Raw genomic sequence first — 25,238 nt, forward strand, 5'->3', positions numbered from 1 at the left:
CAGGCTTTGTCGTTTAATGAGCGTCATGCTCAGGAAACCGACGGCCATGCAGCACGAACTCGAGATGGTGACGCTCGAGGAACTCGTGCCAAAGGACCACCTGCTGCGCAAGATCGACGCGGCGGTGGATTTCGAATTCATCCGCGAGAAGGTGGCGCACCTGTACTGCGCGGACAACGGGCGTCCCGCGCTCGATCCGGTGGTGATGTTCAGGCTGCTGTTCATTGGCTACCTGTTCGGGGTGCGCAGCGAGCGCCAGCTCATGCGCGAGGTGCAGGTCAATGTCGCGTACCAGTGGTTCGCGCGGTTCCGGCTGACCGACCGGGTGCCGGATGCCTCGACGTTCTCGCAGAACCGGCGCCGGCGTTTCACGGACACGACGGTCTACCAGCAGATCTTCGATGCAATCGTTGAGCAGGCGATGGGGCGCGGCATGGTCGAGGGACGGGTGCTCTACGCCGACAGTACGCACCTGAAGGCCAACGCCAACAAGAAGAAGTTCGATCTGGTGCAGGTTGAGCAGAAGCCGTCGGCGTATCTGGCCGCACTGGATGCCGCGGTCGACGCGGATCGTGCCGCGCACGGTAAAAAGCCACTCAAACGGGACGAACGCAAGGCGGACGGGGACAAGGACAACAACGACGAGGGGCCGGGTTCACCGGAGGCGGGCAAGGACAAGGAAACGAAGGTCAGCCGCACCGATCCGGACAGCGGCTACATGGTTCGGGACGACAAGCCCACCGGGTTCTTCTACTTGGATCACCGCACGGTCGACGCGCGCTATTCGATCATCACCGACACCCACGTGACACCGGCCTCGGTGCACGACAGCCAGCCGTATCTGGCGCGGATGGACCGGCAGCGCGAGCGCTTTGGTTTCCATGTGCAGGCCGTGGGGCTGGATGCGGGCTACTTCGCGCCAGCGATCTGCCAGGGACTGGAGGATCGGGGCATTGATGGCGTGATGGGCTATCGCAAGCCAAACCACAAACCGGGGTTCTTCTACAAACGCAACTACGGGTACGACCGGTATCGCAAGGAATACACCTGCCCGCAGGGACAGGTGCTGCCCTACAGCACCACGAACCGCGCGGGCTACCAGGAGTTCAGGTCCGATCCGGCGCGCTGTGGCGCCTGCCCGGTGCGCAGCCAGCGCACGGGCAGCGCAAACCACGTGAAGGTGGTCATCCGGCACGTGTGGGAGCGCGCAAAGGAGCGGGTGGACGCACGTCGCCTGACCGACTGGGGCAAGGCGATCTACAAACGCCGCAAGGAGACGGTGGAGCGCAGCTTCGCGGATGCCAAGCAGTTGCATGGACATCGCTACGCGAGGATGCGCGGGCTGCGCAAGGTGGCCGAGCAGTGCCTGTCGGGCGCGGCCGCGCAGAACATCAAGAAGATCGCCCTGCTGGTGGCACGCCTGCGGGCGTGTTTATGTGCGTCTCACGGCTCCTGCATCCGTCTGCAGAGCCTCGGCGGCTCGATTCTGGCCTTTATCGCCCGAAATCTCGTACCGCACGTCACGATTCGCGTCGCCTGAAAAACAAAACCCCACGCTCCGAAAAACGTGGGGTTGGTCAGCAGTCTGAGGGCGATAAATCGCGCCTTTTAACTGGTGCGGCGGGTTGCCGCTTCCGGTCGACTGCGACGCGATTCTCCTCCCGATTTTTTATCGGCGATTGTGCGCCTGCGCACAAAGCGGGACGTTGCTACGCCCGTAGAGTTAGCGGGCAGCAGGAGCCTCAAGCCGCGGTACGGAGAAGTACTCATCGTTTGAGACACGGCGCGTGCCACGATGCGCCGGCTCGCGCGCGAGCAGGGTTTCCGTGCCGCGTCAAAGCTTGTACGCCAGCGCGCCCTTAACGAGGCGGCAGTTGGATTTCTGCTCGGATTCAATTATCGACCGCGCGATTTCCTGCGATGGTTTCGAAGGTTTACGTACGTATGACGATCAAGGAATCGATACTATGGCGAGCGGATACGGTTCTGATCAAATGGTAGGGGTCGTCGTGGGCGCCGAACTCAACGGACTCGGCGTGGCGAGGTCGCTCGCCTGTGCGCGCGTTCCGGTCATAGCGGTCGATACAAAGACTATTCGTGCCGGAATGTGGTGCCGCTACGTCCGCGGTCACTTCATCAAAAGCTTTATCGGAAAAGCTTTTGCCGATGACATGATCGAGCTCGGCAAAAGGTTCGATCAGCCTCCGGTTCTCATTTTGACCGACGAAGACGCGGTGCATGCGGTGTCGGAAAATCGCGAAGCGCTTTCCAACTGGTTTCGTTTCCGCCTTCCGATGGACGACACCGTCAAGATGTTGTCCAGCAAGGCTAGATTTCACGACTTCGCCTTGAAACACGGCTTTCCGGTTCCGCGGTCCGTGATTCTCGAGAAACTGTCCGACATTGAACATTTGTCGGCGTTACGCTATCCGTGCGTGCTGAAGCCGGACGACAAACGCAATGTATTGAGGGGCGAGAAGGAGCGCGCAGTGCGCGTCGACTCTCTCAGCGCTGCGCGGGCGCGGGCTACCGCCATGCTGGCCTCGCCCGGCGGCATCGTGGCGCAGGAGTGGATCGAGGGGCCCGACAGCAACATCCATTTCACGCTTTTCTATCGGGGCAGCGGTGGGCGTGTGGTCAGCATCTTTACCGGGCGCAAGGTTCTCAGTTCCCCGCCCGGTGTCGGTAATACCGCCATATGCGTTGCCGCACCTGAAGCGCGCGAAGTGCTCGAGCCGCTGACATTGTCGTTCGCCGAGCGAGCCGGCTTCGACGGCATGGGCAGCATCGAATACAAGTGGGACGACAACTACAGGCAGTTCGTGATGGTCGAGCCGACGGTCGGCCGTACGGACTGGCAGGAAGAAATCGCCACGCTGTGCGGGGTCAATATTCCGCTTGCCGCTTACCGGCATGAACTCGGACTGCCGCCCGTACCTGATCGATCGTGCCGGGTACCGGTCGCATGGCGCGCGACGTTTGCCGACCGCGCGCCGCCTCATCTCCTGCGCGAGCGCACGAAGATCGTCGACGGATATTTTCGCTGGAGCGATCCCTTTCCAGCACTGCAGTTTTATTGCCTGCTCAGTCCACTGCGACGCATGAAGCGCAGGTGGAAGGCGATCAAAGCACCCAAATCGCTGCAAGTGAAAGCTTAGCGTGGGCTGGCTTTGACAACGTGTCGCGTTTCGCGACGCTGGCCTCGCGGATGGGCGCTTTGCAGCCGTGAATGCCGTCCCTGGATGGAGATGATCAATGTCCTTGACCGACACCGCCATCATTGGCGCAGGGCCCTATGGGTCGTCTTTGGCCGCACACCTGAGAGCCGCGGGTGTGGCCCATCAGATTCTCGGGCAGCCGATGCGCGCCTGGATCAACTTCATGCCGCCCGGCATGCTCCTACGTTCCGAGGCGTTCGCTTCGAACCTTCATGCGCCGCAATGCGGATTTACGCTCAAGGACTATTGCCGCCAGAAGGGTCTGCGCTATCAGCCGATGGGCATGGCAGTGCCGCTCGAGACGTTCGTGGACTACGCGCTTTGGTTTCAGTCGAATCTCGTCGGCGATATCCAGGCGGTCGACGTCGTCAATCTGCGACGCATCGACGGGAACTTTCAATTGGCGCTGAGCGACGGCCGCTCCCTCGTCGCGCGCAAGGTGGTGATCGCTTTGGGACTCAAGGGGTTCGCGCAAACCCCTCTCGCACTGCAAGGCCTGCCTGAACGCTACGCGTCTCATTCGGCGCTGTATGGGAACCTCGCATGGGCGCAAGGCAAAGACGTCGTCATTGTCGGCGGCGGACAGTCGGCGCTGGGACTCGCCGCGCTGCTGCACGAGCGGGGATCGCGTGTTCACGTGCTCATGCGCGAAGCGGGCGTGATATGGCATGCAAGACCGGAAGCTTCGCGCGGCATCGTATCCAGGCTTGCGCTTCCCGACGCGGGCCTCGGACGAGGCTGGCGGTCGCTCTTCCTGTCTGAATATCCGCGCCTTTTCCACATGCTCGATCACGGGCGGCGCAAACAGATCATGGAGAGGTCGTCTGGAGCGTCCGGCGCCTGGTGGCTGCGCGATCGCGTCGTCGACAAGGTGAAGATCTCGTTTCGGACGGAGGTTCGGTCCGCCGCTATCGACAACGATCAGGTCATCCTGCGCGTGATGAGCGAGAAGAAAGAATCGTTCGTCGCCGCCGACCATGTCATTGCCGCGACAGGCTTCAAGACCGATATGAGACAGCACGAGTTTCTATCGAAGGAAATCGTGGACGCGATTTCGGTCAACGGTGGGCTGCCCGAACTCACGTCCCACTTCGAAACACAGGTTCGCGGCCTCTATGTGATCGGCCCGGCTTCCGCTCACAGTTTTGGGCCCGTCATGCGGTTTGTCTACGGAACGAAGCACGCTGCGCCCAGCGTGGCGCGGCATATCGCCGATTCGTTGAAAGCGGGCGCGAGAGAAGACGTGTGGTCCGCTGGCGAAGCCCCCATGCCCGAGCGAACGGGCGATTAGCCGCATCCTTTCAGGCAATCCGCCCGGTCCTTGATGTTCCGATGCAACACAACACCGGGCGCAATCATCGTGGCACCAGGTTCTCCAAATCGCACAGAGTGGGGAGCGATATGAAACGGGGTAAGGCATTACTTAAAGAGATCCTTGCCGCGCTCGTCGTCCTGACGGGCATTGCCCGAGCGACGCGCGTATGGCTATGGCGCGACCGGGTGGCGGTCCTGCTCTATCACGACCCCGACCCGCCGACGCTCGACAGGCATCTCGCCTATCTTCGGGAAATATGTGATCTGGTGCCGCTGACAGACGTCGCCGCGCCCGGCCAAGGACGCCCACGCGCGGCCATTACATTCGATGACGGGCATGCGGGCAACGCAAAGTTGCTGCCGATCTTCATCAAGCACAACGTGCGGCCGACGATCTTCCTCTGCAGTCGCATCGTCGGCCGTCCGCGCAGCCATTGGTGGCTGCATCCCGGTGCGCTGCGAGCGGGCCACGAGCGGCTGAAGCGGATGACGAATGCGGAACGCCTTGCCGAACTCGCGGCATATGGTTATCACCAGGACGCCGACGATCGGGCGACCGGCCTCAGCATCGAGCAAATGGAAGCCATGCGTGCGCACGTGGACTTTCAGGCTCATACGCGGTTCCATCCCGTATTGACCCGTTGCAGCGATATCGAATGCGCAGACGAAATTGGCAAGAGCAAGCATGAGATCGAGGCTCTGCTGCGCAATGTCTGCGAGCACTTTGCCTACCCGAACGGCAACTACGGCGATCGCGAAGTCAGTCTCGTGAAAGCGGCGGGATTCAAGAGTGCGCGCACATGCGATATCGGTTGGAACGATCACCATAGCGACCCGTTTCGACTGCGCACGATCATCGTCGACGACAGTGCGTCGACGCGGCGGTTTGCGGCGCAATTGACCGGCATCCCGCTCTTCTTGCGTTACCTGAAGGAAGGTGGCGGTTGGAGAGGACGGTTTCCCCAGTTTTGATGGTGCGTTGCCGTCATGTTGCCGCTACGTGTGCTGACAAACATAGCCGTCGAACGCGAAGCGCTAGTATTTTCCGAGCGATAAATCACCGCCGATACGGTCCATGTTTTGCGTGATTGCATTTATGCATTCAAAGAAAGGAGGGGGCATGGAACGCTGCAGGGTGTTGCTGATCAACGATTTTATGCACTGGGGCGGCGCGGAGGTTGTCTATCAACAATCCGCAGACCTGTTGAGTACATTATCCGGTGTCGATGTCGAGCGCTTTGACGATAGTCGATTCGCCGTGCGATCGTCTATGTTCTCTCGATTGTGGAATCTGGCTGCCGCTCGCGCGCTCGAGAAAACCATTCTCACGTTTCGGCCGCATCGGGTGCTGGTGCATAACTACCATAACGTTCTATCGCCTTCGATCTTGAGCGTCATCGCGCGTTACAAGCGCACCCTAGGCTACCGCACGTACCATACGTGCCACGACTACCATCTGGTCTATTACAACCCCTCGCTACAATACTTCGAGAACGGCCGGCCCGTGATTCTTCCGCTCGAAGCGTTGCGTACGCGCACGGCGTTCACGCTTCGTTCGACGCCAAAAGGCCTTGTACACGACCTCATGACAAAGGTGTACTGGCATGCCGTCCGTGCAGCGTACCAACCGGCGCGCGTATTCGATCAGATACTCTGCCCCAGTGCCTTCATGCAGGAAGCGCTGCACCGCAGCGGGATCGACAACACGATGATCCTGCTTAATCCGTCCGCTGTCCCGGCTGCGCTGACTCCATTGACCGTCCGCGGCAAAGAGCGTTTCAACCTCGCGTTCGCTGGAAGAATTTCGCAGGAAAAAGGCCTTGCGCAGTTCATCGAGCTTGCGCAAGCGGCGGAGTTCGAGCATATCGACTCTATCGGTGTATATGGCGACGGTCCGCAACGCGCGGCCATCGAGCAACGCTTCGCGCCGCTCGTCGAGCGTGGCAAGCTGATTTTTTTCGGCAGCTTGCCGCAGGAGCGGTTGTTCTCGGACATCCGGCGCTTCGCCGATGCGGTAGTCGTACCGTCGGTGGGTGCGGAAAACGCGCCGCTCATCATCATCGAGGCTGCGATGCTCGGCCTGCCTGCGCTCGTCCACGATGGCGGAAGCATGGCGATGACCGGAGACGCCGTAGGCAACAAGATCAAATTCCGCGCTAACCCGGACAGTCTGAAGCTGGCGCTTGGGCAACTGGCTATGCATCTTTCGAACCCTGAGAGAAGGTACGACGTCGGCGAATACCTGCCTGAGCATTACGCCGAGCGCCTCGCCGAGATCATGCATGTCGGCGAAGGCCCAACGCCTTCCGCACACCCTGAGTTGGCCGCGCAATGTATGGATAATCCGCGCCCCGCCAGGTGAAACGAAAGCGTTGATCGCAAGAAGAAACAAGATTCAGAACGACAGGAATCTTTCATCGGGCGAATTGCTTTTTAGTAGTCCAGAATTGTCTGATGCGAGAAAAGCGCCGATCGGCTTTTATGTGCGCTGGCGAACGTTCCGATAGCCGCCAGTTTGAATACTATCTATTCAAAAGAAATGGGCCTATTTAGATTAGAGATGCCGAGGCTAACGATAGCCCGCTCCGCAACGCAAAGCGATCGATTGCACGTCGAGCAACTTGGAGGAACGATGGTATGCGCAGCTCGTGAACGTTTGTGTAGAAGCAGACGCGGACGAGAAGCAACTCATCGGATATGCATTGCTGCCGTGCCGAGCCACCCGTCCGTGATCGGCCAGGCCGTAAGAGGCCACCGTTTAGGCGAAAAGGGCTGAATCCGAATCGCTTCACGCTTCTGCCATTGCTAGCGCGTGCTGTATGGGTCGGACGTCTGGGGAGACGCGTAGGTCTGGTCTGCATTCCATAGATCGTTGCTGTAAGACCCGGCCGCAGCTGCTGAGGCCGCGGCGTGGGCGGGCTGCGTAAGGCGCGGGCGCGCACGTTTTACGCGATTGTCTTGCGATCCGGTGTTGATGGGGGGCGGAAGATAATGACCGTCCGCGTGCTGAGTGAGGGCCGAATCGGCTCTGTAGACAGTAGTGCCACTCGCGGGGCGCGGGCTCATTACATCGAACTGCGAACGCTTTTCGACGTAATGCGGTACATAGTGGGGCGCGGCAACGGACGGAACGCTTTGAGCGGACGCGCCTTGAGTGGCCAGCGATATCAACAGAGCGGATGCGAGTCGTTTTTTCATTTTCGGTCGAGCGTACGGTTAGGTGGCCGGTATGTCGTCGGAACGCTGAAGATCGGACGAACGATCAAGAGGCTAAAGGCGCGGAATAAGAATATTTCGGCCTCAATGCGAATGCGTTTGATGTGATGTTAGGAAATCGAGGCAAATTAGCATAGGCGCTGTTGCACAAAGCAGGTGATGTGGCGCAATTCGCCTATGCCGGTCCGATCAGGCAAGGCGGCTATATCAGGAATGTGCAGGCGACATTACGCATTCAGGCTTATCGCGGCAAACGTGTTTATGTCGATGGGGAAGTGCGCAATCCCGACAGTCGGATCCCCAACGATTTGCCGATGAGTTACCCGAGGCGATCAATCGGGCAGTGGCTTCACGGAAAGCGGCGACCGTTCACCGGACGGCGACCGGTCAGTGCCAGCGGTGACGCGCTGGTCCCGGCGCCTGTCTCAAGTGGCAGACCGTCGACTATTGGAGAACGAGCATGAACCGAAGCAGCACATCGCTCGATAACATAGATCCTGACGAATATCGACCGGCGCGGCTCGCCAATTATCTCGATGCGCTTTATGACAGCCGGAAGCTGATCGCCGTCACGACGGCAGTGGTGCTGGCCATCGGCGTCGGCTATGCGTTCTTTTCTCAACCCGTCTACCGCGCGGATGTCCTCGTGCAGGTCGAGGAGAACGCGAATACGACGACGAAGAATGTTCTGGGCGACCTTTCCGCGATGTTCGATGTCAAGACGGCGGCGTCCGGCGAAACCCAGGTGCTCGGCTCGCGGATGGTGGTGGGCAGTGCGGTGGACAAGCTCAACCTCTTCATCGACGCCTCTCCGCGCTATTTTCCCGTTATCGGACGCTGGATAGGCCGGCACTCGGAGCAGTGGTCGACGCCGGGCCCGCTGGGCTACGTCTGGGGCAACGAGCAAATCGATGTTGCGAAATTCGACGTGGCGGAGAAACTCTATGACAGCCCGTTCATATTGACGAAGGGCGACGGACTGAACTATCAGATCCGGCACGGTGAGATCAAGCTGCACGGCACCGTCGGGGAAGTGCTGAACGCGACGACTGCCTACGGTCCGCTCGCGCTGCTGGTCGAGAGAATTGACGCGAAGCCGGGCGCCACGTTCGAGCTGCGGCGCTTTTCTGCGCTGACGACGACGGAGAAGCTGCGCAGTGAACTCTCGATCGCTGAAAAAGGCAAGGAGTCTGACGTCATCGGCGTGTCGCTCGAGGGTACCGATCCGAAAAAGATCAGCGCCATTCTGGAAGCCATTGCCGCCGAGTATGTGGGCCAGAACGTAAAACGTAAATCGGAGGAGGCGGAGCGCTCGATCCGGTTTCTTGAGTTGCAGTTGCCGGAGATGAAGCAACAGCTCTTTGAATCGGAGACCAAGTTCAACAAGTTTCGCGCGCAGCACGGGACGATCGACCTCGACGAAGAGGCGACAAATCTGCTGCAGCTCTCGGTCGCCACTCAGACGCGGCGCGTCGAGCTTGAGCAGAAGCGCAAGGAGTTGCTCACACGCTTCACCGAACAGCATCCCGCGATTCAATCGATCGAGGCTCAGTTGCAAACCTCACAACAGGAGACCGCGCGAATCGCGAAACGAACGGAATTGTTGCCTCCACTCGAGCAAAACGTATTGCGCTTGCAGCGCGATGTGCAAGTGGGCACCGAACTGGACACGATGTTGCGAAACACGCTCGAACAGCTGAAGCTCATCCAGGCGGGAAAAGTCGGCAACGTCAGAATAGTCGATATGGCTGTGATGCCTGACACGCCCATCCGGCCCAAACGCGCGCTCATCATCCTCGCGTCGATGATGCTGGGGTTGTTCGCAGGGGCTGTCGCTGCATTGGCGCGCCAGCGTCTCTTCGATGCGATCGACGACCCGTACGAGATCGAGTTGCGCACGGACTTGCCCGTCTATGCGAGCGTTCCATACAGCCGGCAAGAGAAAGAGCTCGCGCATAGGCGCCACCGCCCGGAATCGGAGAGCCTCGTATTGGCCAGCGAATCGGCGATCGATCCGGCGATCGAAAGCCTGCGCGGTTTTCGCACCGCTCTCGAGTTCACGATGCTCGCGGCGCGCAATCGCATTGTGCTTATCACCGGCCCAACGCCCGGTATCGGGAAGTCGTTCGTCGCGCTGAACCTCGCCGCGGTCGTCGGTGCGTCGGGCAAGCGCGTGCTGCTCGTCGACTCGGATATGCGCAGGGGCTTCCTGCATCATCATCTCGGCGGCGACCGCGGTCCTGGCTTGTCGGACCTGATACAGGGGACGTTGCGCGCCGACGAAGTGATCCGGGCGACCCGCTTCGCGGGCGTCGATTTCCTTGCGAGCGGAGGGCAGGTCGCGAGTCCGAGCGATGTGCTCTCGAACGCAAAACTGGAAGTGCTGTTGAGTCGGCTCGCCGCAGGGTATGACGTCGTGCTGCTCGACGGGCCGCCGATTCTCTCGGCCGCGGATGCGTTGCGTCTCGCGTGCGTGGCGGGCACCACGTTCCTCGTTGCGCGGCAAGGCATCACCGGGATTGGGGAACTGCGCGAGTCCGCCCGGCAACTGGAGAAGATCGGACTGCCGGTTCGCGGCGTCATCGTCAACGGGTTGCGCCTGAGACCGGGACGCTATAGCTACGGCTACGGGCGCTATCGATATGCGAGCTATATCTACAAGCCGTACGAAAGATGAAACCGGGAAGATCGCTTGTTCGGCGATCGGCACGGAATAGTGAAGCTGAAGCGGGCGATTTGCGTGATTCGAACACGACCACGCGAAGGCATCTTTCGGCGTCGACCGCTGACTGTCCGCAAGAAGAGGGAAGGGGTTAATCGAATGAAACAGCTATTTGTCACACCTTTTCTACCTCAGAAAAACGCGCCGCAAGCTGGCCACCGCCTCGCTTTCGACTATTTGACCAAACTGTGCGCGGAATCGGACGTTGATGTGGTCATCATTTCACGTGTCGCGATCGAGGAGAAGGATATCGAGTTCCGTGCGAACGTGGACCGTGTCTACGTCAAGCGTGTGAGCAGGTTAGACATGATCCCGCTGTTCATCTCGAGCCCACTGAATTTCACTCCGCGTTTTTATACAAGGTATAAAAAATCGATCGGCGATTTTCTGGGTGATCTCGTCGAGAAGAACGGATATGACTCGGTGCGGCTGGAGTTCTCTCAGTGCTTTACCTACGCGCGAGATCTGCGGCGCAGATTCGGTAACGACATCGCGCTGGTCATGGCTGTCCATGATGTGCAGATTCAGGTGGTGCTCAGGATCAGGAGCATAGAGGGGTGGTTGTTCGCCAGGCAAACGTTCGAGCTCGAACAACGTCTGCTGAAGCTGGCGGACAAGGTGTTGGTGTTGTCGAACAAGGATGCGCAACTGATACAGGCGCTCTATCCGGGCGTCGGCGCGCTGCAGGTTGTCCCGGTATCGCTGCCTGCTTTTGTGAAGGCGGTCAGACGATCGAAGGAAACCGTGAAGAAGGGGCACGTATTGTTTTGGGGGGCGATGCAGCGCAAGGAGAACGAAGAGGCGCTGATCAACTTCATCGACTCGACGTTTTTGCCGCTGCGCCGGCGCGGCCTGCCGCTTAAATTGTTCGTGGTGGGCTCGAACCCGAGCGATCGCGTCAAGCGATTGAACAGCGACGATATTTGCGTCACGGGATTCGTGGACGACCCGAGCACATATTTCGAAGCCGCCGCTATCGGCGTGGTGCCTTTGCTATCGGGTGCGGGCGTCAAGTTGAAGACACTGGAAATGCTGGCAGCGAGGCTTCCGGTTGTCTCGACGCCATTGGGCGCGGAAGGCGTGGATCACGACGGGACTTTGCTCACTGTTTGCGAAATAGACGAGTTTGCAGACGTAATTGAGCGAATCTACTTGGCGGGCGAGCAAAGTGTCGACGCCGCCGAGGCATATCAGGCGTGAAGAAATGATCGCGACGATCTGTTATTTGCTCGCTGTCGTGCTCTGTGCCATTCGCGGAGTGCTGGAGTTCGAAATAGGAAAGAGCGCGGCATATGTGGTCCAGGTCGGCGGCGTCGTCGCACTGCTCATGTGGTACATCTCGCCTTCAGCGTTGAGCGCCTACTTCCGGCGGGAGGGAACCTGGTCGTTCTGGTTCGTTGCGGGTCTGGTCTTCACCGTCACCGTATCGATTGTGATCACGCTTGCTGAAACAGGCGTGTTCGGATTCTCCTATGTGTTCCTGCTTGCGTTCACGGTTTTTATCTATTTCTATTCCGTATCGAATCATCGAAAGCGGTTCATCCGGCCGGGAGTCGCCTATGCGGGCCTGGTGTTGATTGCACTCATCGAGGCCGGCATTGCCGTGGCCCAGCAGCAAGGCGCCTTCCCTGTCGTGTTGCCCGGTACGACATACGGGTTTGACAACCTGCGTGTGCCGTCTCTGACAGGCAGCTATCTGCACTACCCGCTCTTCATAGCGATCGTCGCGTCGTTGTGCGCGGCCGATTACCTGGCGCACGGGAGAAAGCTGTCCGCGCTCGCCTGTGTGGTGCTGACGGCATGCATCTTCTCCTCCCTGTCCAGAAGCGGAATGCTGATTATCGTGGGCACGTTCGCTCTCGCGTTCGTCAAGGAGCCCATCGGATTTCTCAACAAAAACGCGAAATTGATCATGGCCGGATTGCTCGCTAGCGCGGCGATCGTTGTTCTCGGTGGAGCGAGCGGCGATAGGAGCGATAGCCTCGTGAGCGTCGGAGCGCAAAGAATGGTGGGAGCGACCAACTTATCGTCGGAAGGTAACGACGGCCGCACTCAAGCATGGGACAAGGCTGCTGCGTTGGCGTTGCCCGTCAACGTGATTGCCGGGTCGTACTTCGGGCTCGTCACAAACTCAGCGTCGGATTCTCTAAAGAACGAATACGGCATTGTCGAATCGAGCCTGCTTCAGCAGATATTGAACATCGGCCTGATAGGGACCATCTTTTACTACGGCTTGCTCATATCCATTACGAAGCTGGTTAGTCAGGATAGCAAGATAACGCTTTGCGTATGGTCTGCTTTATTGCAAACGCTTTTCTATCAATCGATAGAAGTCGTTCCGTTTGTATTCATGTTGATGACGCTGCCAGTGTTTGATGCCGCAGGCGGGCCGCGTCGAAATTAGTGATTGCGCGCACCCATTCGTGCCGGAACGGATTTGCGGTCTTGCCGCGCGATGGCGCGGCGCTTTGCACGGAAAAGAAGAAGTCTGTTTGATCACGGGGGATTCCACGAAAGCCTGATGCCTTGCAGGAGGTGAGAATGAGCTTGATCGGAATGTTTAGCGTGATCATCGTCAACTACAACACGCCGAAGCTGGTACGAAATTGCGTGAAATCTGTGCTCGATTCGTCGATTGCCGGTCACGAGGATATTGTCGTGGTGGATAACGCTTCCACGGACAATTCATTCTTTTATTTGAAAGAAACGTTGCCGGCCGGGATTCGCCTTGTGAGGGCTTCGATAAATCGCGGGTTTGCGGCCGGCGTCAACTTCGGCATGGTCGGGTGCGCGAGAGAGCTGGTCCTGGTGTTGAACCCCGACACTTACTTCGTCGACGCATCTCTGGAAAACGTGGTCACGTTGTTGAGAAATGAGGTCGATGTGGGGCTCGTCGGTCTTGATCTGATCTATCCGGATGGCGAACGGCAGTTCTCGGCGCGGCGATTCTACTCGTTGCTCGACATTGTGAGCAGGCGTTCGCCCCTTGGCCGGCTGGATGCGTTCAAGGGCAGAATGGACGATCATTTAATGCGCGAAGCGTGGAAGGCGGGCACACCGTTCGAGGCCGAATGGGTCGTGGGGACCGGCTTTATCGTTCGTCGCAGCTTGTACGGAGACCTGGGAGGGATGGACGAGCATTTTTTCTTGTACATGGAAGACGTCGATTTTTGCGCGAGGATATGGCAAGCGGGCTACCGCGTGCTCTGTGTGCCGGGCGCGAGGCTTACCCATGAACATCAGCGGGCGTCTGCTTCGGGGTTTCTGAGCAAGGCAGGCCGAATGCACATGAACAGCCTTTGGCGGTTCAGCCGCAAGTACCACGTGCCTCTCTTCAAGCCTCCCGGCGTCAAGGGATTGATACGCGGCGGAAAGCCGCAGCCGATACCGATCGGCATGCGCCCTGCATCGGAGCAGCCGGAAGCCGCGAAGTGACGACATTTCGCCATGCGAACAGAAGAGGAAACTTTATGATAAGGGCCATGGGATGAAGACCCGGCGGCAGGCGATCAAGATGTTCCTGCTCGGCGGCCTCGCCGGGGCCTGTGCAACGACAGCCGACACTCGCCTCGCGCGCGCGTCGAACAACGCGCTTCGCGAGCGGGACGCACTCGCGAGCGCAAGCGCAACGCCCGGCCTGGCCGACGACCTGTTGGGCAATGACGCGTTGAGCATTTCGCGCGACGGTGTCGCTCGGGAGGGGAAGATCAGGCAGATCGCCGCTTATGTGCAGGGACATCCGCTTCAGGACCCGGTCGCGCCCAGTTATCTGAAGACGATCAGCGACATCGTGGCGGGGCAGGAGGTGAGCCTCGCCCGCTTCGTCGACCCGCGCAAGTTCGCTGCTATCCAGCGGGGCACGTCCACCTACGATTGTGGTGCCGATCTGGCGTCGGCCTTCGCGAGCGGCGCACGTGGCCTTTATATTCCTCGTGGCATATGGCGGTATGGAGGTGAATTGACGACGGCGGCCGGCTCGAAATTGCGTGGTGACGGAGGCGGAGAATATACGGTGATAAGCGGTGTCGCATCGGCCGCAACGGTGCTGGAGAGGCAAGATCCCGGCGGCCCATCGTCGGCTGTGCTGACGCTAGGGGTGGCGTCGAATGCGGAACATCTGCAGGTTCGGCCGGCACATTACGCGCTCGTGATCTATTACCTGGCCGACTATCCGGCTCATACGACTAACACGCCCGTCGGAATGCGTTTCTCAAAAGCGAGCGCCGCCCGTCACTGTACGGCCGTGGGGCTGCCGCGAACCGGTTTCGAATTGAATGTGACATCGACGGTGGAGCGTTGCTATGCGTATATGTGCGACCGCGGTTTCCATTCGGCGCGCAGCACGGACGGATCGTTACTCAATTGTGTCGGCATGTTCTGCCACACGGCCGGTGCCGATCTGGTCGACAACTTTTGGCAGGTCATAGGCGGAAGATGGGAGTGGAACGCTCGTTATGGGGTCATGCTAGGGGCGGAATCGATCATCGTCGGCGCGGTGTTAGACCGGAACGGATTTGCCGGTGTTTGTATGAAAAGCGGCAATTGGGGGAAAGTCGTGAACGGCAATTACTTTTCGAGAAACGGGTGCGGCGGAAATGGATCGCTGGGCCGCTGGAAGTTCTCAAAGCCGGCTCATCCATCGTATGTTGAAGTCCCGGCCGGCCGTAGCTGTCACATTCAAATCGATTATCAGCAAGGCGCAACGATCGTCGGCAACCGGTTCCGGCATGGCAAGGACGACGATGACGACGGTTGTGACGGCCCGCAGTTCGTCTATGGCAGTTCAACCACGTCCGGCAGCACCCCGCTCGATGGCATCGCGATTCACGGAAATTTTGGCGATCGGTCGGGCGATACGATCGTCGGATTCAACAAGGCCTATCCGGGCGGCGGTTCCTTTGCCGGCGGCAAAGATACCAATCTTGTCAGGAGCCTGAATCTGGGCGTCGGATTCGAGCGCGGCGGCGTGGCATCGGCACTGCATTGCGGCGAACAGATGGTTTCGCCGAAAACGGCGCAGGTCGCAGTCAATGTCTTGCGGGCATCCTCTGGCCGCGTGGTCGTGAGAGCGGCCACGGAAGTACGTGCGCAACTGGCTGAAATTCTTTTCGCTACCGATGCATCCGACGGCGGCTACAAGGCGATCGTCAACAACCTCATTGGTAACGCGGTGAAAAGCGCTGTGTTTGCGGCGAATCCCGCGGACGATCGTTATAACAGGATCGACATTGGTCTGATCGAGCCTTGCTTCGTGTCGTATTCTGTCTTTTCAACTTGAGAGGCGATGCGCCGGGTGCCGATTGATATGGAACTATTCGAACGGATTTGCGTGACGAGGAACTGGAAACAGGACGAATTGTGTCGACGAGAAACGTAATCATCGCTCTTTACTCGGTCTACGCGCTCAATTATGTGCTCCCGTTGGTCACGTTACCGTATCTTTCACATGTACTCGGGCCGGGCGGGTTAGGGGTGATCGGCTATGCGCAGTCTATTTCGCAAATTCTGCTGGTCGTGGTCGACTTCGGTTTCGGCCTCAGTAGCGCGCGCAAGGTAGCCGTTCATCTCGATCAGCCGGAAGTGGTGAGCCGGATATATTGGGCGGCGACGATCGGTAAGGCGATGCTCGCCGTGCTTTCGTCGCTGGTGCTGGTCGCATGGGCGTTTGCAGCCCACATGTCTCCTGACGAGCGGGGGGCCACGCTGCTGGGCGTTTTGGTCATATGGGGCGGCGTCATCACGCCTGGGTGTTTCTATGAGGGATCCCAGCGGTTGCCCGTGTTGGCGGGTACGCTGTTGGTGACGAGAATTGGTCTGCTGATCCCGCTGTTTTTGCTCGTTAAGAGCCACGACGACGTTATCATCGCGGCTTCGCTGCAGTATGCACCGACGTTCGTCTGCGGCTCGGTCCTGACGGCCTCGTTGATCTGGAAGCGTGAGATATTGCTGAACGTCAGGATTCGTCTTCCAGATGTGCTTGCCGAAGCAAAAGATGCATATCACATCTTCCTCGGCTCGGCGCTCACGTCCGTGTACATGTACGCCAACGTCATCATGTTGCGGATGATCAGCGGCCCCGGCGCCGTCGGATATTACGTGGCGGCGGAGAGGCTGACAAATGCGCTTCGGGCGTGTACCGCTCCCGCGATTCAGGCGCTCTTTCCCAAGATATGCGTGGCGTACGAGCGTGGCGATCTCGCTTTCGTGCACAAGATCAATCGACGGTTCATGGGCGCCTTCGCCGCCTCGGCGATATTGATTCTGGTCGGCTTTTCCGTCCTGGGCGAGTGGTTCGTGGCGAGATTTCTCGGCGAAGCTTTCGGTGAGACGTTCCTGATTCTGAGAATCCTCGTTTTCGTGCCGGCGATCGTCGGCATGACGACGACGCAGGTGATGCTCACCATCATTGCGTCAGGCAATCAGTCTTTGCTGAAGAGAATCTATATTTACGGCGCGCTGTTCCACCTCGTTCAGGCTCCGATTTGCATCTATTTGTGGGGCGGCGTCGGGACTGCATGCTCCGTTGCCGCAACGGAGCTGTTCATGCTCATCGGGGTGTACGGTGTTTCGACGAGAATAAATCGCGGTCAAATCGCGGTACGGGCGCAGACGCTCAAACAGGAGATGGCGGCCGAAAGGGATTGACGACGCACAAGACTCACACCGCCCGCGCGGACGAACAGGCGCCGCGCGCCGATCCGCGAAAATTCACAACGCAGCGGGCAGATTGGTCACCTTGGCATTGCGCAGATAGAGCACAGTGGAAAGTCCCACCGCTGCGGCAGCGGCAATCGCGGCAAAGAGAAACACCGAACCGTACCCGAACTCTCCCGCGATATACCCGGCCAGCGGCCCGGTAATCCCGAGCGAGAGATCGAGAAACACGGAATAAGCCGACAAGGCAGCCCCGCGGCTGGCGGGCGGCACGAGCCCGACGGCTTCGACACCCAGAGCGGGAAACACCAGAGCAAACCCAAACCCGGTCAACGCCGCCCCAGCAAGGGCAATATGCGGTTCAGGCGCCAACCACAACATCAGCAACCCAACGCACTCGAAAGAAAAAGAAGCAATCGCGACCCGAAACCCACCGTAGGTCTTGATCGTATTGGCGAACAACAACCGCGAGCCGATAAACAGCGTGCCAAAAACAGTCAGCGACAAAGCGGCATTCGGCCAGTGCTTCGCCGCATAAAACAGCGTGATAAAAGTGGCAATCGACCCAAACCCGGCGGAGCCGAGCGCCAACCCAATCCCGTGCGGCAACACCCGCGTGAACACGCTCCGGTAAGACATCCGTTCGCCGTGCACGATCGGCACGGGCGCCATCGGCCGGGTCAGATAAAACCCGAGCGCCGCCAGCAAAATCACCAGAATACCCAGCGCGGCAAACCCAACCGTGTGCGCGATCGCCACCCCGAGCGGCGCGCCGACAGCCAGCGCGCCATAAGTGGCGATGCCGTTCCACGAAATCACCCGGGCATTGTTGCTCGTGCCCACCCGGCCAATCCCCCACAGAATCGCGCCAGTCCCGCACAGGCTTTCGCCAAATCCGAGCACGAGGCGGCTGCACACCAGCAAGACCAGACTCAACACCGGCCAGCGTGCGCACAACACCGCCAGCAGCAAGAAGATCCCGCTCGCGCCGCAGCCAAGCAGACCGATCGACACCGTCCGCTTCGGCCCCAGCGTGTCCGCCGTGCGGCCTGCCAGCGGCCGCGATGCCAGCGTCGCCAGGTATTGCACGCTGATCGCCGCGCCGGCCAGCACCGCGCTGTAACCGAGGTCGTCGTGGACGTACCCGGGCAGCACGGCGAGCGGAATTCCGATCGTCAGGTAGCAAAGAAACGTGAAAAAGACGACCGGAATGATCTGCATGGTCGTCGCATATTCGCTGCGAGGCGTCGCTGAGTCGGTGGACATGGGGAAAACGAGACTTGAAAACGGCGGGAAGCCGCAATTTTCCCATGGAACCGATTCTCTTGCAGGAGTCGCTTAATAATTTCGCGGGCCGAATAACGGTGCCAGATGGATATAGTGATCGGTCTTCGCAGGGCACCCGCCAATTTCTGCGCCCCAGCGCGGTGGTGCGCCCTCAAACCAATGGCCAAAAAACTGCAGAAATTAAATAAACACGGCAAAACTGTTGGGTCAACATAAGCCAACCGCGCCTCAAACCTATCTCTATATCGTTTTGCGGATATGTCCCGCATGCGATCCCCGCTATGGGTTGTATTTATTGACGGTGATAGTTTTCGAACCGTCACCGCAGCACGTCCCACGGACACAGAACATTCGAGAGTAACGACACATGACTGAGCCGATTCGCTTCTACCACCGCAACGCGATCCGCGAGATCAAGGACGCGCCCGTCACCCGCACGGTCCTGCAGTATCTGCGCGAGGACGCGCATTGCACCGGCACCAAGGAAGGTTGCGCCGAAGGCGATTGCGGCGCGTGCACGGTCGTGGTCGGCGAGCGCAACGAGAAGGGCGGCGTCGACTTCAAGGCGGTCAACGCCTGCATCCAGTTCGTGCCGACGCTCGACGGCAAAGCGCTCTTCACCGTCGAAGACCTGCGTCAGCCGGACGGCTCGCTGCATCCGGTGCAGGAGGCGATGGTCGAGTGTCACGGCTCGCAGTGCGGTTTCTGCACGCCGGGTTTCGTCATGTCGATGTGGTCTCTGTACGAAAAGCACGGCCACGAGCATCGCTGCGCGAACAGGACCGTGCCGTCGCGTGAAGCGATCAGCAATGCGCTGACCGGCAATCTGTGCCGTTGCACGGGCTACCGGCCGATCGTCGACGCGGCCGTCCGAATGTTCGAAGCCCCCGCGCCGAAAGCGCCGGTCAATGTCGATGCGCTGGCCAGGACGCTTGCCACGCTCGAGCGCACCGGCACGTTCCACTACCAGCACGCCGGCCAGCAGTTCGACGCGCCGCGCACGGTCGAAGCGCTCGCGAAGATCAAGGAAGCCGAACCCGCCGCGCGGATTCTCGCCGGCAGCACGGACATCGGCCTGTGGGTCACCAAGCAGATGCGCGAGCTCGGCAACATCGTCTATGTCGGCCAGATCGCGGAGATGCAGAAGCTCGAAACCAACGGCGACTGGATCGAGATCGGCGCGGGCGTCACCGTCGAGAACGCCTACGCGGAGATCGCGAAGCAGTATCCGGAGCTGACCGAAATGTGGCAACGCTTCGCGTCGCTGCCGATCCGCAATGCGGGTACGCTCGGCGGTAACGTCGCGAACGGTTCGCCGATCGGCGATTCGATGCCCGGCCTGATCGCGCTCGGCGCGCGCGTGATCGTGCGCGGCGGCGAGATCGAACGCGAACTGCCGCTCGAAGATCTGTACGTCGCGTATCAGAAGAAGGACATGGCGGAGCATGAGTTCGTCGTCGGGCTGAAGGTGCCGACGCGCACCGGCGCGCGCAAACATCTGCAATTCCGCACCTACAAACTCTCGAAGCGTTTCGATTCGGATATCTCGGCCGTGTGCGCGGCGTTCTCGTTCATCGCCGACGGCAACGTGATCCGCGAGCCGCGCATCGCATTCGGCGGCATGGCCGCCACGCCGAAGCGCGCGACGCACGCCGAGGCCGTGCTGCGCGACGCCGAATGGCACGAAGCCACCGCGCAGGCCGCGATGCTCGCGCTCGGCAACGACTACGCGCCGCTTTCCGACATGCGCGCCACCAGCAACTATCGCCTCGAAGCGGCGAAGAACACGCTGTACCGCTTCTGGCTCGAAACGCGTCCGCACAATCCGCTGCCGAAGAGCGCGCTGGACGTTCGCGCGGTCGCTGCGGCGAGCGCCTGAGAAGCCACAAGGATACGGAGAATAGAAGAATGAATCAGCATGCCGAACCGTTCCTGAAAGACCTTCAGGAACAGGAAGACTTTACCCAGGTGCACATCTCGCGTCCGCACGAATCCGCGCATCTGCACGTGAGCGGCCGGGCGACCTACACCGACGACATTCCGACGCTCGCCGGCACGTTGCACGCCGCGCTCGGCCTGTCGCCGAAAGCGCACGCGAAGATCGTCTCGATGTCGCTCGACAAGGTGCGCGCGACGCCCGGCGTGGTCGCGATCTTCACCGCGGACGATATCCCCGGCGTCAACGATGTCGGTCCGATCATCCACGGCGACGATCCGATTCTCGCCGACGGTGTCGTGCAATACGCCGGCCAGCCGATGTTCATCGTCGTCGCGACTTCGCACGAAGCGGCGCGTTTGGCCGCGCGCCGCGCCGAAGTCGTCTATGAGGAGCTGCCGGCGATTCTCACCGCGCAGCAGGCGCGCGCCGCGAACCAGCACGTCTTGCCGCCGATGAAACTCGCGCGCGGCGAAGCCGGCACGAAGATCGCCCGCGCGGCGCATCGCGAAGCGGGTGAAATGCTGCTCGGCGGGCAGGAGCAGTTCTATCTGGAAGGCCAGATTTCGTACGCGGTGCCGAAGGACGACGACGGCATGCACGTCTACTGCTCCACGCAGCATCCGACCGAAATGCAGCACATGGTTGCGCACGCGTTGGGCGTAGCGTCGCACAACGTGCTGATCGAATGCCGGCGGATGGGCGGCGGCTTCGGCGGCAAGGAATCGCAATCGGGCCTGTTCGCGTGCTGCGCGGCGCTCGCCGCGTGGAAGCTGCTGTGCCCGGTCAAGCTGCGTCCGGACCGCGACGACGACATGATGGTCACCGGCAAGCGCCACGATTTCCACTACACGTATGAAGTGGGCTACGACGACACGGGCGTGATCGACGGCGTGACGGTCGACATGACCTCGCGCTGCGGTTTCTCCGCCGATCTGTCCGGTCCGGTGATGACGCGCGCGCTGTGCCACTTCGACAACGCGTACTGGTTGTCCGACGTGACGATCGACGGCTTCTGCGGCAAGACCAATACGCAGTCGAATACCGCGTTCCGCGGTTTCGGCGGCCCGCAAGGCGCGTTCGCGATCGAGTACATCATGGACAACGTCGCGCGTTCGGTGGGCGTTGATGCGCTCGACGTGCGCCGCCGCAATCTGTACGGCAAGACCGAGCGCAACCAGACGCCGTACGGTCAGGTGGTCGAAGACAACGTGATTCACGAGCTGATCGACGAACTCGAAGCGACCAGCGAATACCGGGCGCGGCGCGCGGCGGTCAACGAGTTCAATGCGAACAACGAAGTGCTGAAAAAGGGGCTCGCGCTCACGCCGGTCAAGTTCGGCATTGCGTTCAACGTGACACACTTCAACCAGGCCGGCGCACTGGTGCACATCTACACCGACGGCTCGGTTCTGGTGAACCACGGCGGCACCGAAATGGGCCAGGGCTTGAACACGAAGGTCGCGCAGGTCGTCGCGCATGAACTGGGCGTCGGCTTCAAGCGCATTCGGGTCACGGCCACCGACACCAGCAAGATCGCCAATACGTCCGCCACCGCGGCATCGACGGGTTCCGATCTGAACGGCAAGGCCGCGCAGGATGCGGCGCGCCAGTTGCGCGAACGTCTGTCGGCATTTGCGGCCGAGCGCTTCGGCGCAGGGCAGGTAAGCGCCGCGGACGTGCGCTTCGCGCACGACCGCGTGCTGGTCGGCGATATCGTGGTGCCGTTCGAGGAAGTGATCGCGAAGGCCTACGTCGCGCGCATTCAACTCTGGTCCGATGGTTTCTACGCGACGCCGAAGCTTTACTGGGATCAGTCGAAGCTGCAAGGCCGGCCGTTCTATTACTACTCGTACGGCGCGGCCGTGTCGGAAGTCGTGATCGACACGTTGACCGGCGAAATGCGCGTGCTGCGCGCGGACGCGTTGCATGACGTGGGCGCGTCGCTGAATCCGGCGCTCGACGTCGGCCAGGTGGAAGGCGCGTTCATTCAGGGCATGGGCTGGCTCACGACCGAGGAACTGTGGTGGAACGCGGGCGGCAAGCTGATGACGCACGCGCCGTCCACCTACAAGATTCCGACCGTCAACGATACGCCGCCGGTCTTTAATGTGCGGCTATTCAGGAACCGCAATGCGGAGGACAGCATCCATCGTTCGAAGGCGACCGGCGAACCGCCGTTGCTGCTGCCGTTCTCGGTGTTCTTTGCGATTCGCGATGCGGTGTCGGCCGTGGGCGGCCACAAGGTCAATCCGCCGCTGAACGCGCCCGCGACGAGCGAGGAAATTCTCAAGGCTGTCGGCGCGGTGCGGGCGGCGACAGCGGCGGCACGGCAGTAGCCGCGGCTATAAAATACTCACTGGAATGGTGAAACGCCATGAACGACTTTTCTTCCGTTCAGATCGGCCGGCGCGGCGCCGTGCAAGCGGCGCCTGCGGCGCCGATGCACATCGTGCTGTTCGGCGCGGGCCACGTCGGCCATGCGCTCGTCGCGCTGCTTGGGCGCTTGCCGTGCGTCGTCCAGTGGGTCGACGAACGCGATGAACTGTTCCCCGACGAAACGCCCGCCAACGTGCAGATCGAGGCAACCGACACACCCGATGCGATCGTCGACGCGGCGCCGCCCGGCGCGTACTTCCTCGTGATGACGCACAATCACGCGCTCGATTTCTCGCTCGCCGAGCGCATCATGCGGCGGCGCGATTTCACCTACTTCGGCATGATCGGCTCGAAGACCAAGCGCGTGAAATTCGAGCGGCGCTTGCTGGATCGCGGTGTGGATCTGGACCGGCTGGTGGAGATGACTTGCCCGATCGGCGTGGCGGGTATCGTCGACAAGGCGCCGCCGGCCATTGCGGTGGCGGTGTGCGCGGAACTGCTGCAGGTTCGCGCGCGGCAGGCCGCGGCCCAGGCGGCGACGCACGGGCTCTGCGCGAGCGTCTGAGCGGTCAGTTCAGGCAGTCGAACCAGACAGTCGAACCAGGCGGTCAAATAGGAAACGTCAGCGCGCCCAGGTTGACGTCTCTTCTGAGGTTTTCTTTTCCTGCGGCCGTTTCACGCGCCGCGTCTTTTGCGCCACCAATTCGTCCGACACCTGCGACATCAAAGTCCGCAGCCAACCGACGTCGCTCGGCCGATCCGCTTGCGGATGCCACAATTGATAGCACTTGATACGCGGAAACGGAATCGGCACTTCGACGACCGCAAGCGGCAGCATGTTCGCGTAGTGCGTCGCGAAGCGGCGCGTGGTGGTGAAGATCAGATCCGATTGCAGCAGCGTTTGCGGCACCAGGCCGAAGTAGGGCAGCGTGGCGACGATGCGCCGCTCGGCACGCGCTCTCGCGAAGCCGATGTCGATGGCGCCGCCGCGCGCGCCGCTATAGGGCGTCGGCGCGAGATGCGGGGCGGCCAGATACGCTTCACGCGTCAACGGCGCGCGCGTGAGCGGATGATCGGCGCGCATCAGGCACACCACCGTGTCGGAGAACAGATCGCTGCGCTCGAAGCGCGGATCGGGCTTCGGCCAGTTGCCGATCACCAGATCGAGTTCGCCCGCATCGAGTGCGGCCGAGTGATCGAGCATCGGGCTCAGCGAATCGATTTCCAGACGCGCATGCGGCGCTGCCTCGCGAAACTGCGCGATCACGGTCGGCATGAAGAAGTCGTTCAGATAATCCGGTGCGGCCACGCGAAAGGTGCGGCGCGAGCGGCCGGGATCGAAGTCGCCGTGCGGTGTGGCGACGAAATCGACTTCGCGCAGCACGCGTTGCGCGGACGCCAGCAGCGATTCGCCGTATTCGGTCGGCACCATGCCCGACTTGCCGCGCACGAGGATCGGATCGCTCAGCGTTTCGCGCAGCTTGCGCAGCGCGGTGCTGATCGCAGGCTGGGTCTGGTTCAGACGCAGTGCGGTTTGCGTGACGCTGCGCTCGACCAGCAGTGTGCGCAGCACGCGCACGAGCCAGATGTCGAGGGAGGCGGCGGTGTCGTCCATGGTTCAGGCGAGGCGGAGCAAGCGGATCGGGCTCGGGTGAGGCATCGTATGGAGCTGCCCGCACGATGGCTCGCCTGCGCTTAGTTGTCCGCGAGGCCCGACGGCAGCGAACTGACCCGCTTCACTTCCTGCGAATCGAGCCAGTTCGGGCTGCGTGCGCAATACAGCACCATCGGCAGCGCGTCTTCGCCCCAGAACAATTGATCGTTCAGACGGAAGGTCGGCACGCCATACACGCCGAGGCCGATCGCGTCGGCAGTGTTGCGCTGCAATTGCGCTTTTACGGCTTCGCTCCTGATCAACTCGGGCCCGTCCGGCTGGCCGACGCGTTCACACAGTTCGGCGAACGCTGCGTCGCTCGATGGATCGCGGCCTTCGAGCCAGATGAAACGGAAGATCTCGCGCACGAAGGCGATCTCGCCCTTCGCCGCGGTGGCAAGCAGCAGCGGCTTCATCGAGTCGAACGGATGAGCCGGCGGCATCTTGAACGGAATGCCGAGCTGCTCCGCGCGAAACAGCGCGTGCCGGTACATGAACACGCGCTTGGCGGGCACGCTGTAAGCCGGCCGCTGACCCCAGTGACGATACAGGTCGTTCAGCACGACCGGCGTGAACGCGAAGTCGAAGCACGGCCATTTGTCGTGTTGCTCGAGCAACAGGTACGTAAACGGCGAGACAAAATCGTAAAACCACAGCGGTTGCGTGGCGTCGATGCCAACGGTCATATATGTCTCCCGGATTGCCTGCTCCGAACGGTGTGCGTCTGCTGCGCGCGTCTGCTGAACCGTCGGAATTGTAATGATCTTACGCGGTGCGGCCGCTGCTTGCAGCGGTCAATAGGGTGGGGAGCCGGCGGGCTGCCGTTGCCGTGCGCGTCAGGCCCGGCTGGGGGCAGGG

At 60.7% G+C, this 25,238-nt stretch carries 17 protein-coding genes and 1 pseudogene; 15 read left to right on the plus strand and 3 right to left on the minus strand.

Annotated features, from left to right (window positions below; genetic code table 11):
- Positions 1-25: 25 nt before the first annotated feature.
- From AC07WT_RS03030 to AC07WT_RS03085, 12 genes and pseudogenes are all read left to right on the plus strand, one after another.
- Positions 26-1,540 carry an IS1182 family transposase gene (locus tag AC07WT_RS03030; RefSeq protein WP_494948368.1) on the plus strand — a complete coding sequence of 505 codons (1,515 nt, stop codon included), beginning with the start codon at positions 26-28 and terminating at the stop codon, positions 1,538-1,540.
- Positions 1,541-1,967: 427 nt separating this feature from the next.
- On the plus strand, positions 1,968-3,158 hold the full coding sequence (locus tag AC07WT_RS03035) for a carboxylate--amine ligase (RefSeq protein ID WP_494948369.1): 1,191 nt from the start codon (positions 1,968-1,970) through the stop codon (positions 3,156-3,158).
- Between the two features lie 97 nt (positions 3,159-3,255).
- Positions 3,256-4,509 carry an NAD(P)-binding domain-containing protein gene (locus AC07WT_RS03040; protein WP_494945990.1) on the plus strand — a complete coding sequence of 418 codons (1,254 nt, stop codon included), beginning with the start codon at positions 3,256-3,258 and terminating at the stop codon, positions 4,507-4,509.
- A gap of 110 nt (positions 4,510-4,619) precedes the next feature.
- Positions 4,620-5,504 (plus strand): polysaccharide deacetylase family protein, encoded by an 885-nt coding sequence (locus tag AC07WT_RS03045; protein WP_494948370.1) that lies wholly within the window; start codon positions 4,620-4,622, stop codon positions 5,502-5,504.
- A gap of 148 nt (positions 5,505-5,652) precedes the next feature.
- Complete coding sequence (locus tag AC07WT_RS03050) at positions 5,653-6,894, plus strand: glycosyltransferase (RefSeq protein ID WP_494948371.1); 1,242 nt, start codon at positions 5,653-5,655, stop codon at positions 6,892-6,894.
- A gap of 1,021 nt (positions 6,895-7,915) precedes the next feature.
- A pseudogene (locus AC07WT_RS03055) lies at positions 7,916-8,120 on the plus strand (polysaccharide biosynthesis/export family protein); the annotation flags it as partial.
- Positions 8,121-8,208: 88 nt separating this feature from the next.
- Entirely contained in the window at positions 8,209-10,425 is a 2,217-nt protein-coding gene (locus AC07WT_RS03060; protein WP_494945991.1) for a GNVR domain-containing protein, read from the plus strand.
- 144 nt (positions 10,426-10,569) lie between these two features.
- Entirely contained in the window at positions 10,570-11,670 is a 1,101-nt protein-coding gene (locus AC07WT_RS03065; RefSeq protein ID WP_494945992.1) for a glycosyltransferase, read from the plus strand.
- A 4-nt stretch (positions 11,671-11,674) separates the two neighbouring features.
- Positions 11,675-12,874 carry a hypothetical protein gene (locus AC07WT_RS03070; protein WP_494945993.1) on the plus strand — a complete coding sequence of 400 codons (1,200 nt, stop codon included), beginning with the start codon at positions 11,675-11,677 and terminating at the stop codon, positions 12,872-12,874.
- Between the two features lie 137 nt (positions 12,875-13,011).
- Positions 13,012-13,905, plus strand: coding sequence for a glycosyltransferase family 2 protein (locus tag AC07WT_RS03075; RefSeq protein WP_494945994.1), 894 nt, complete (start codon positions 13,012-13,014; stop codon positions 13,903-13,905).
- Between the two features lie 217 nt (positions 13,906-14,122).
- Positions 14,123-15,748: a hypothetical protein gene (locus AC07WT_RS03080; protein ID WP_494945995.1), complete on the plus strand. Its 1,626-nt coding sequence runs from the start codon at positions 14,123-14,125 to the stop codon at positions 15,746-15,748.
- Between the two features lie 47 nt (positions 15,749-15,795).
- Positions 15,796-17,115 (plus strand): oligosaccharide flippase family protein, encoded by a 1,320-nt coding sequence (locus AC07WT_RS03085; RefSeq protein ID WP_494945996.1) that lies wholly within the window; start codon positions 15,796-15,798, stop codon positions 17,113-17,115.
- Positions 17,116-17,178: 63 nt separating this feature from the next.
- Here the strand turns inward: AC07WT_RS03085 and AC07WT_RS03090 are convergent, their stop codons facing one another.
- Positions 17,179-18,390: an MFS transporter gene (locus tag AC07WT_RS03090; RefSeq protein ID WP_494945997.1), complete on the minus strand. Its 1,212-nt coding sequence runs from the start codon at positions 18,388-18,390 to the stop codon at positions 17,179-17,181.
- 388 nt (positions 18,391-18,778) lie between these two features.
- Here AC07WT_RS03090 and xdhA point away from each other — a divergent pair, with 388 nt between their 5' ends.
- From xdhA to xdhC, 3 genes are read left to right on the plus strand one after another with little or no spacing between them, the layout of a single operon-like run.
- Entirely contained in the window at positions 18,779-20,290 is a 1,512-nt protein-coding gene (gene xdhA, locus AC07WT_RS03095; protein WP_494945998.1) for a xanthine dehydrogenase small subunit, read from the plus strand.
- 29 nt (positions 20,291-20,319) lie between these two features.
- The gene (gene xdhB / locus AC07WT_RS03100) at positions 20,320-22,686 is read left to right on the plus strand and encodes a xanthine dehydrogenase molybdopterin binding subunit (protein WP_494945999.1); all 2,367 of its coding nucleotides are present in this window, start codon (positions 20,320-20,322) and stop codon (positions 22,684-22,686) included.
- Between the two features lie 38 nt (positions 22,687-22,724).
- A complete protein-coding gene (gene xdhC / locus AC07WT_RS03105) occupies positions 22,725-23,291 on the plus strand; it encodes a xanthine dehydrogenase accessory protein XdhC (protein WP_494946000.1) in 567 nt (188 codons plus the stop codon).
- 57 nt (positions 23,292-23,348) lie between these two features.
- Here the strand turns inward: xdhC and AC07WT_RS03110 are convergent, their stop codons facing one another.
- Positions 23,349-24,341 carry a LysR substrate-binding domain-containing protein gene (locus AC07WT_RS03110; RefSeq protein ID WP_494946001.1) on the minus strand — a complete coding sequence of 331 codons (993 nt, stop codon included), beginning with the start codon at positions 24,339-24,341 and terminating at the stop codon, positions 23,349-23,351.
- A gap of 80 nt (positions 24,342-24,421) precedes the next feature.
- A complete protein-coding gene (locus tag AC07WT_RS03115; protein WP_494946002.1) occupies positions 24,422-25,066 on the minus strand; it encodes a 2-hydroxychromene-2-carboxylate isomerase in 645 nt (214 codons plus the stop codon).
- Positions 25,067-25,238 lie beyond the last annotated feature (172 nt).

The organism is Paraburkholderia sp. GW821-FHT02A12, assembly GCF_059422005.1.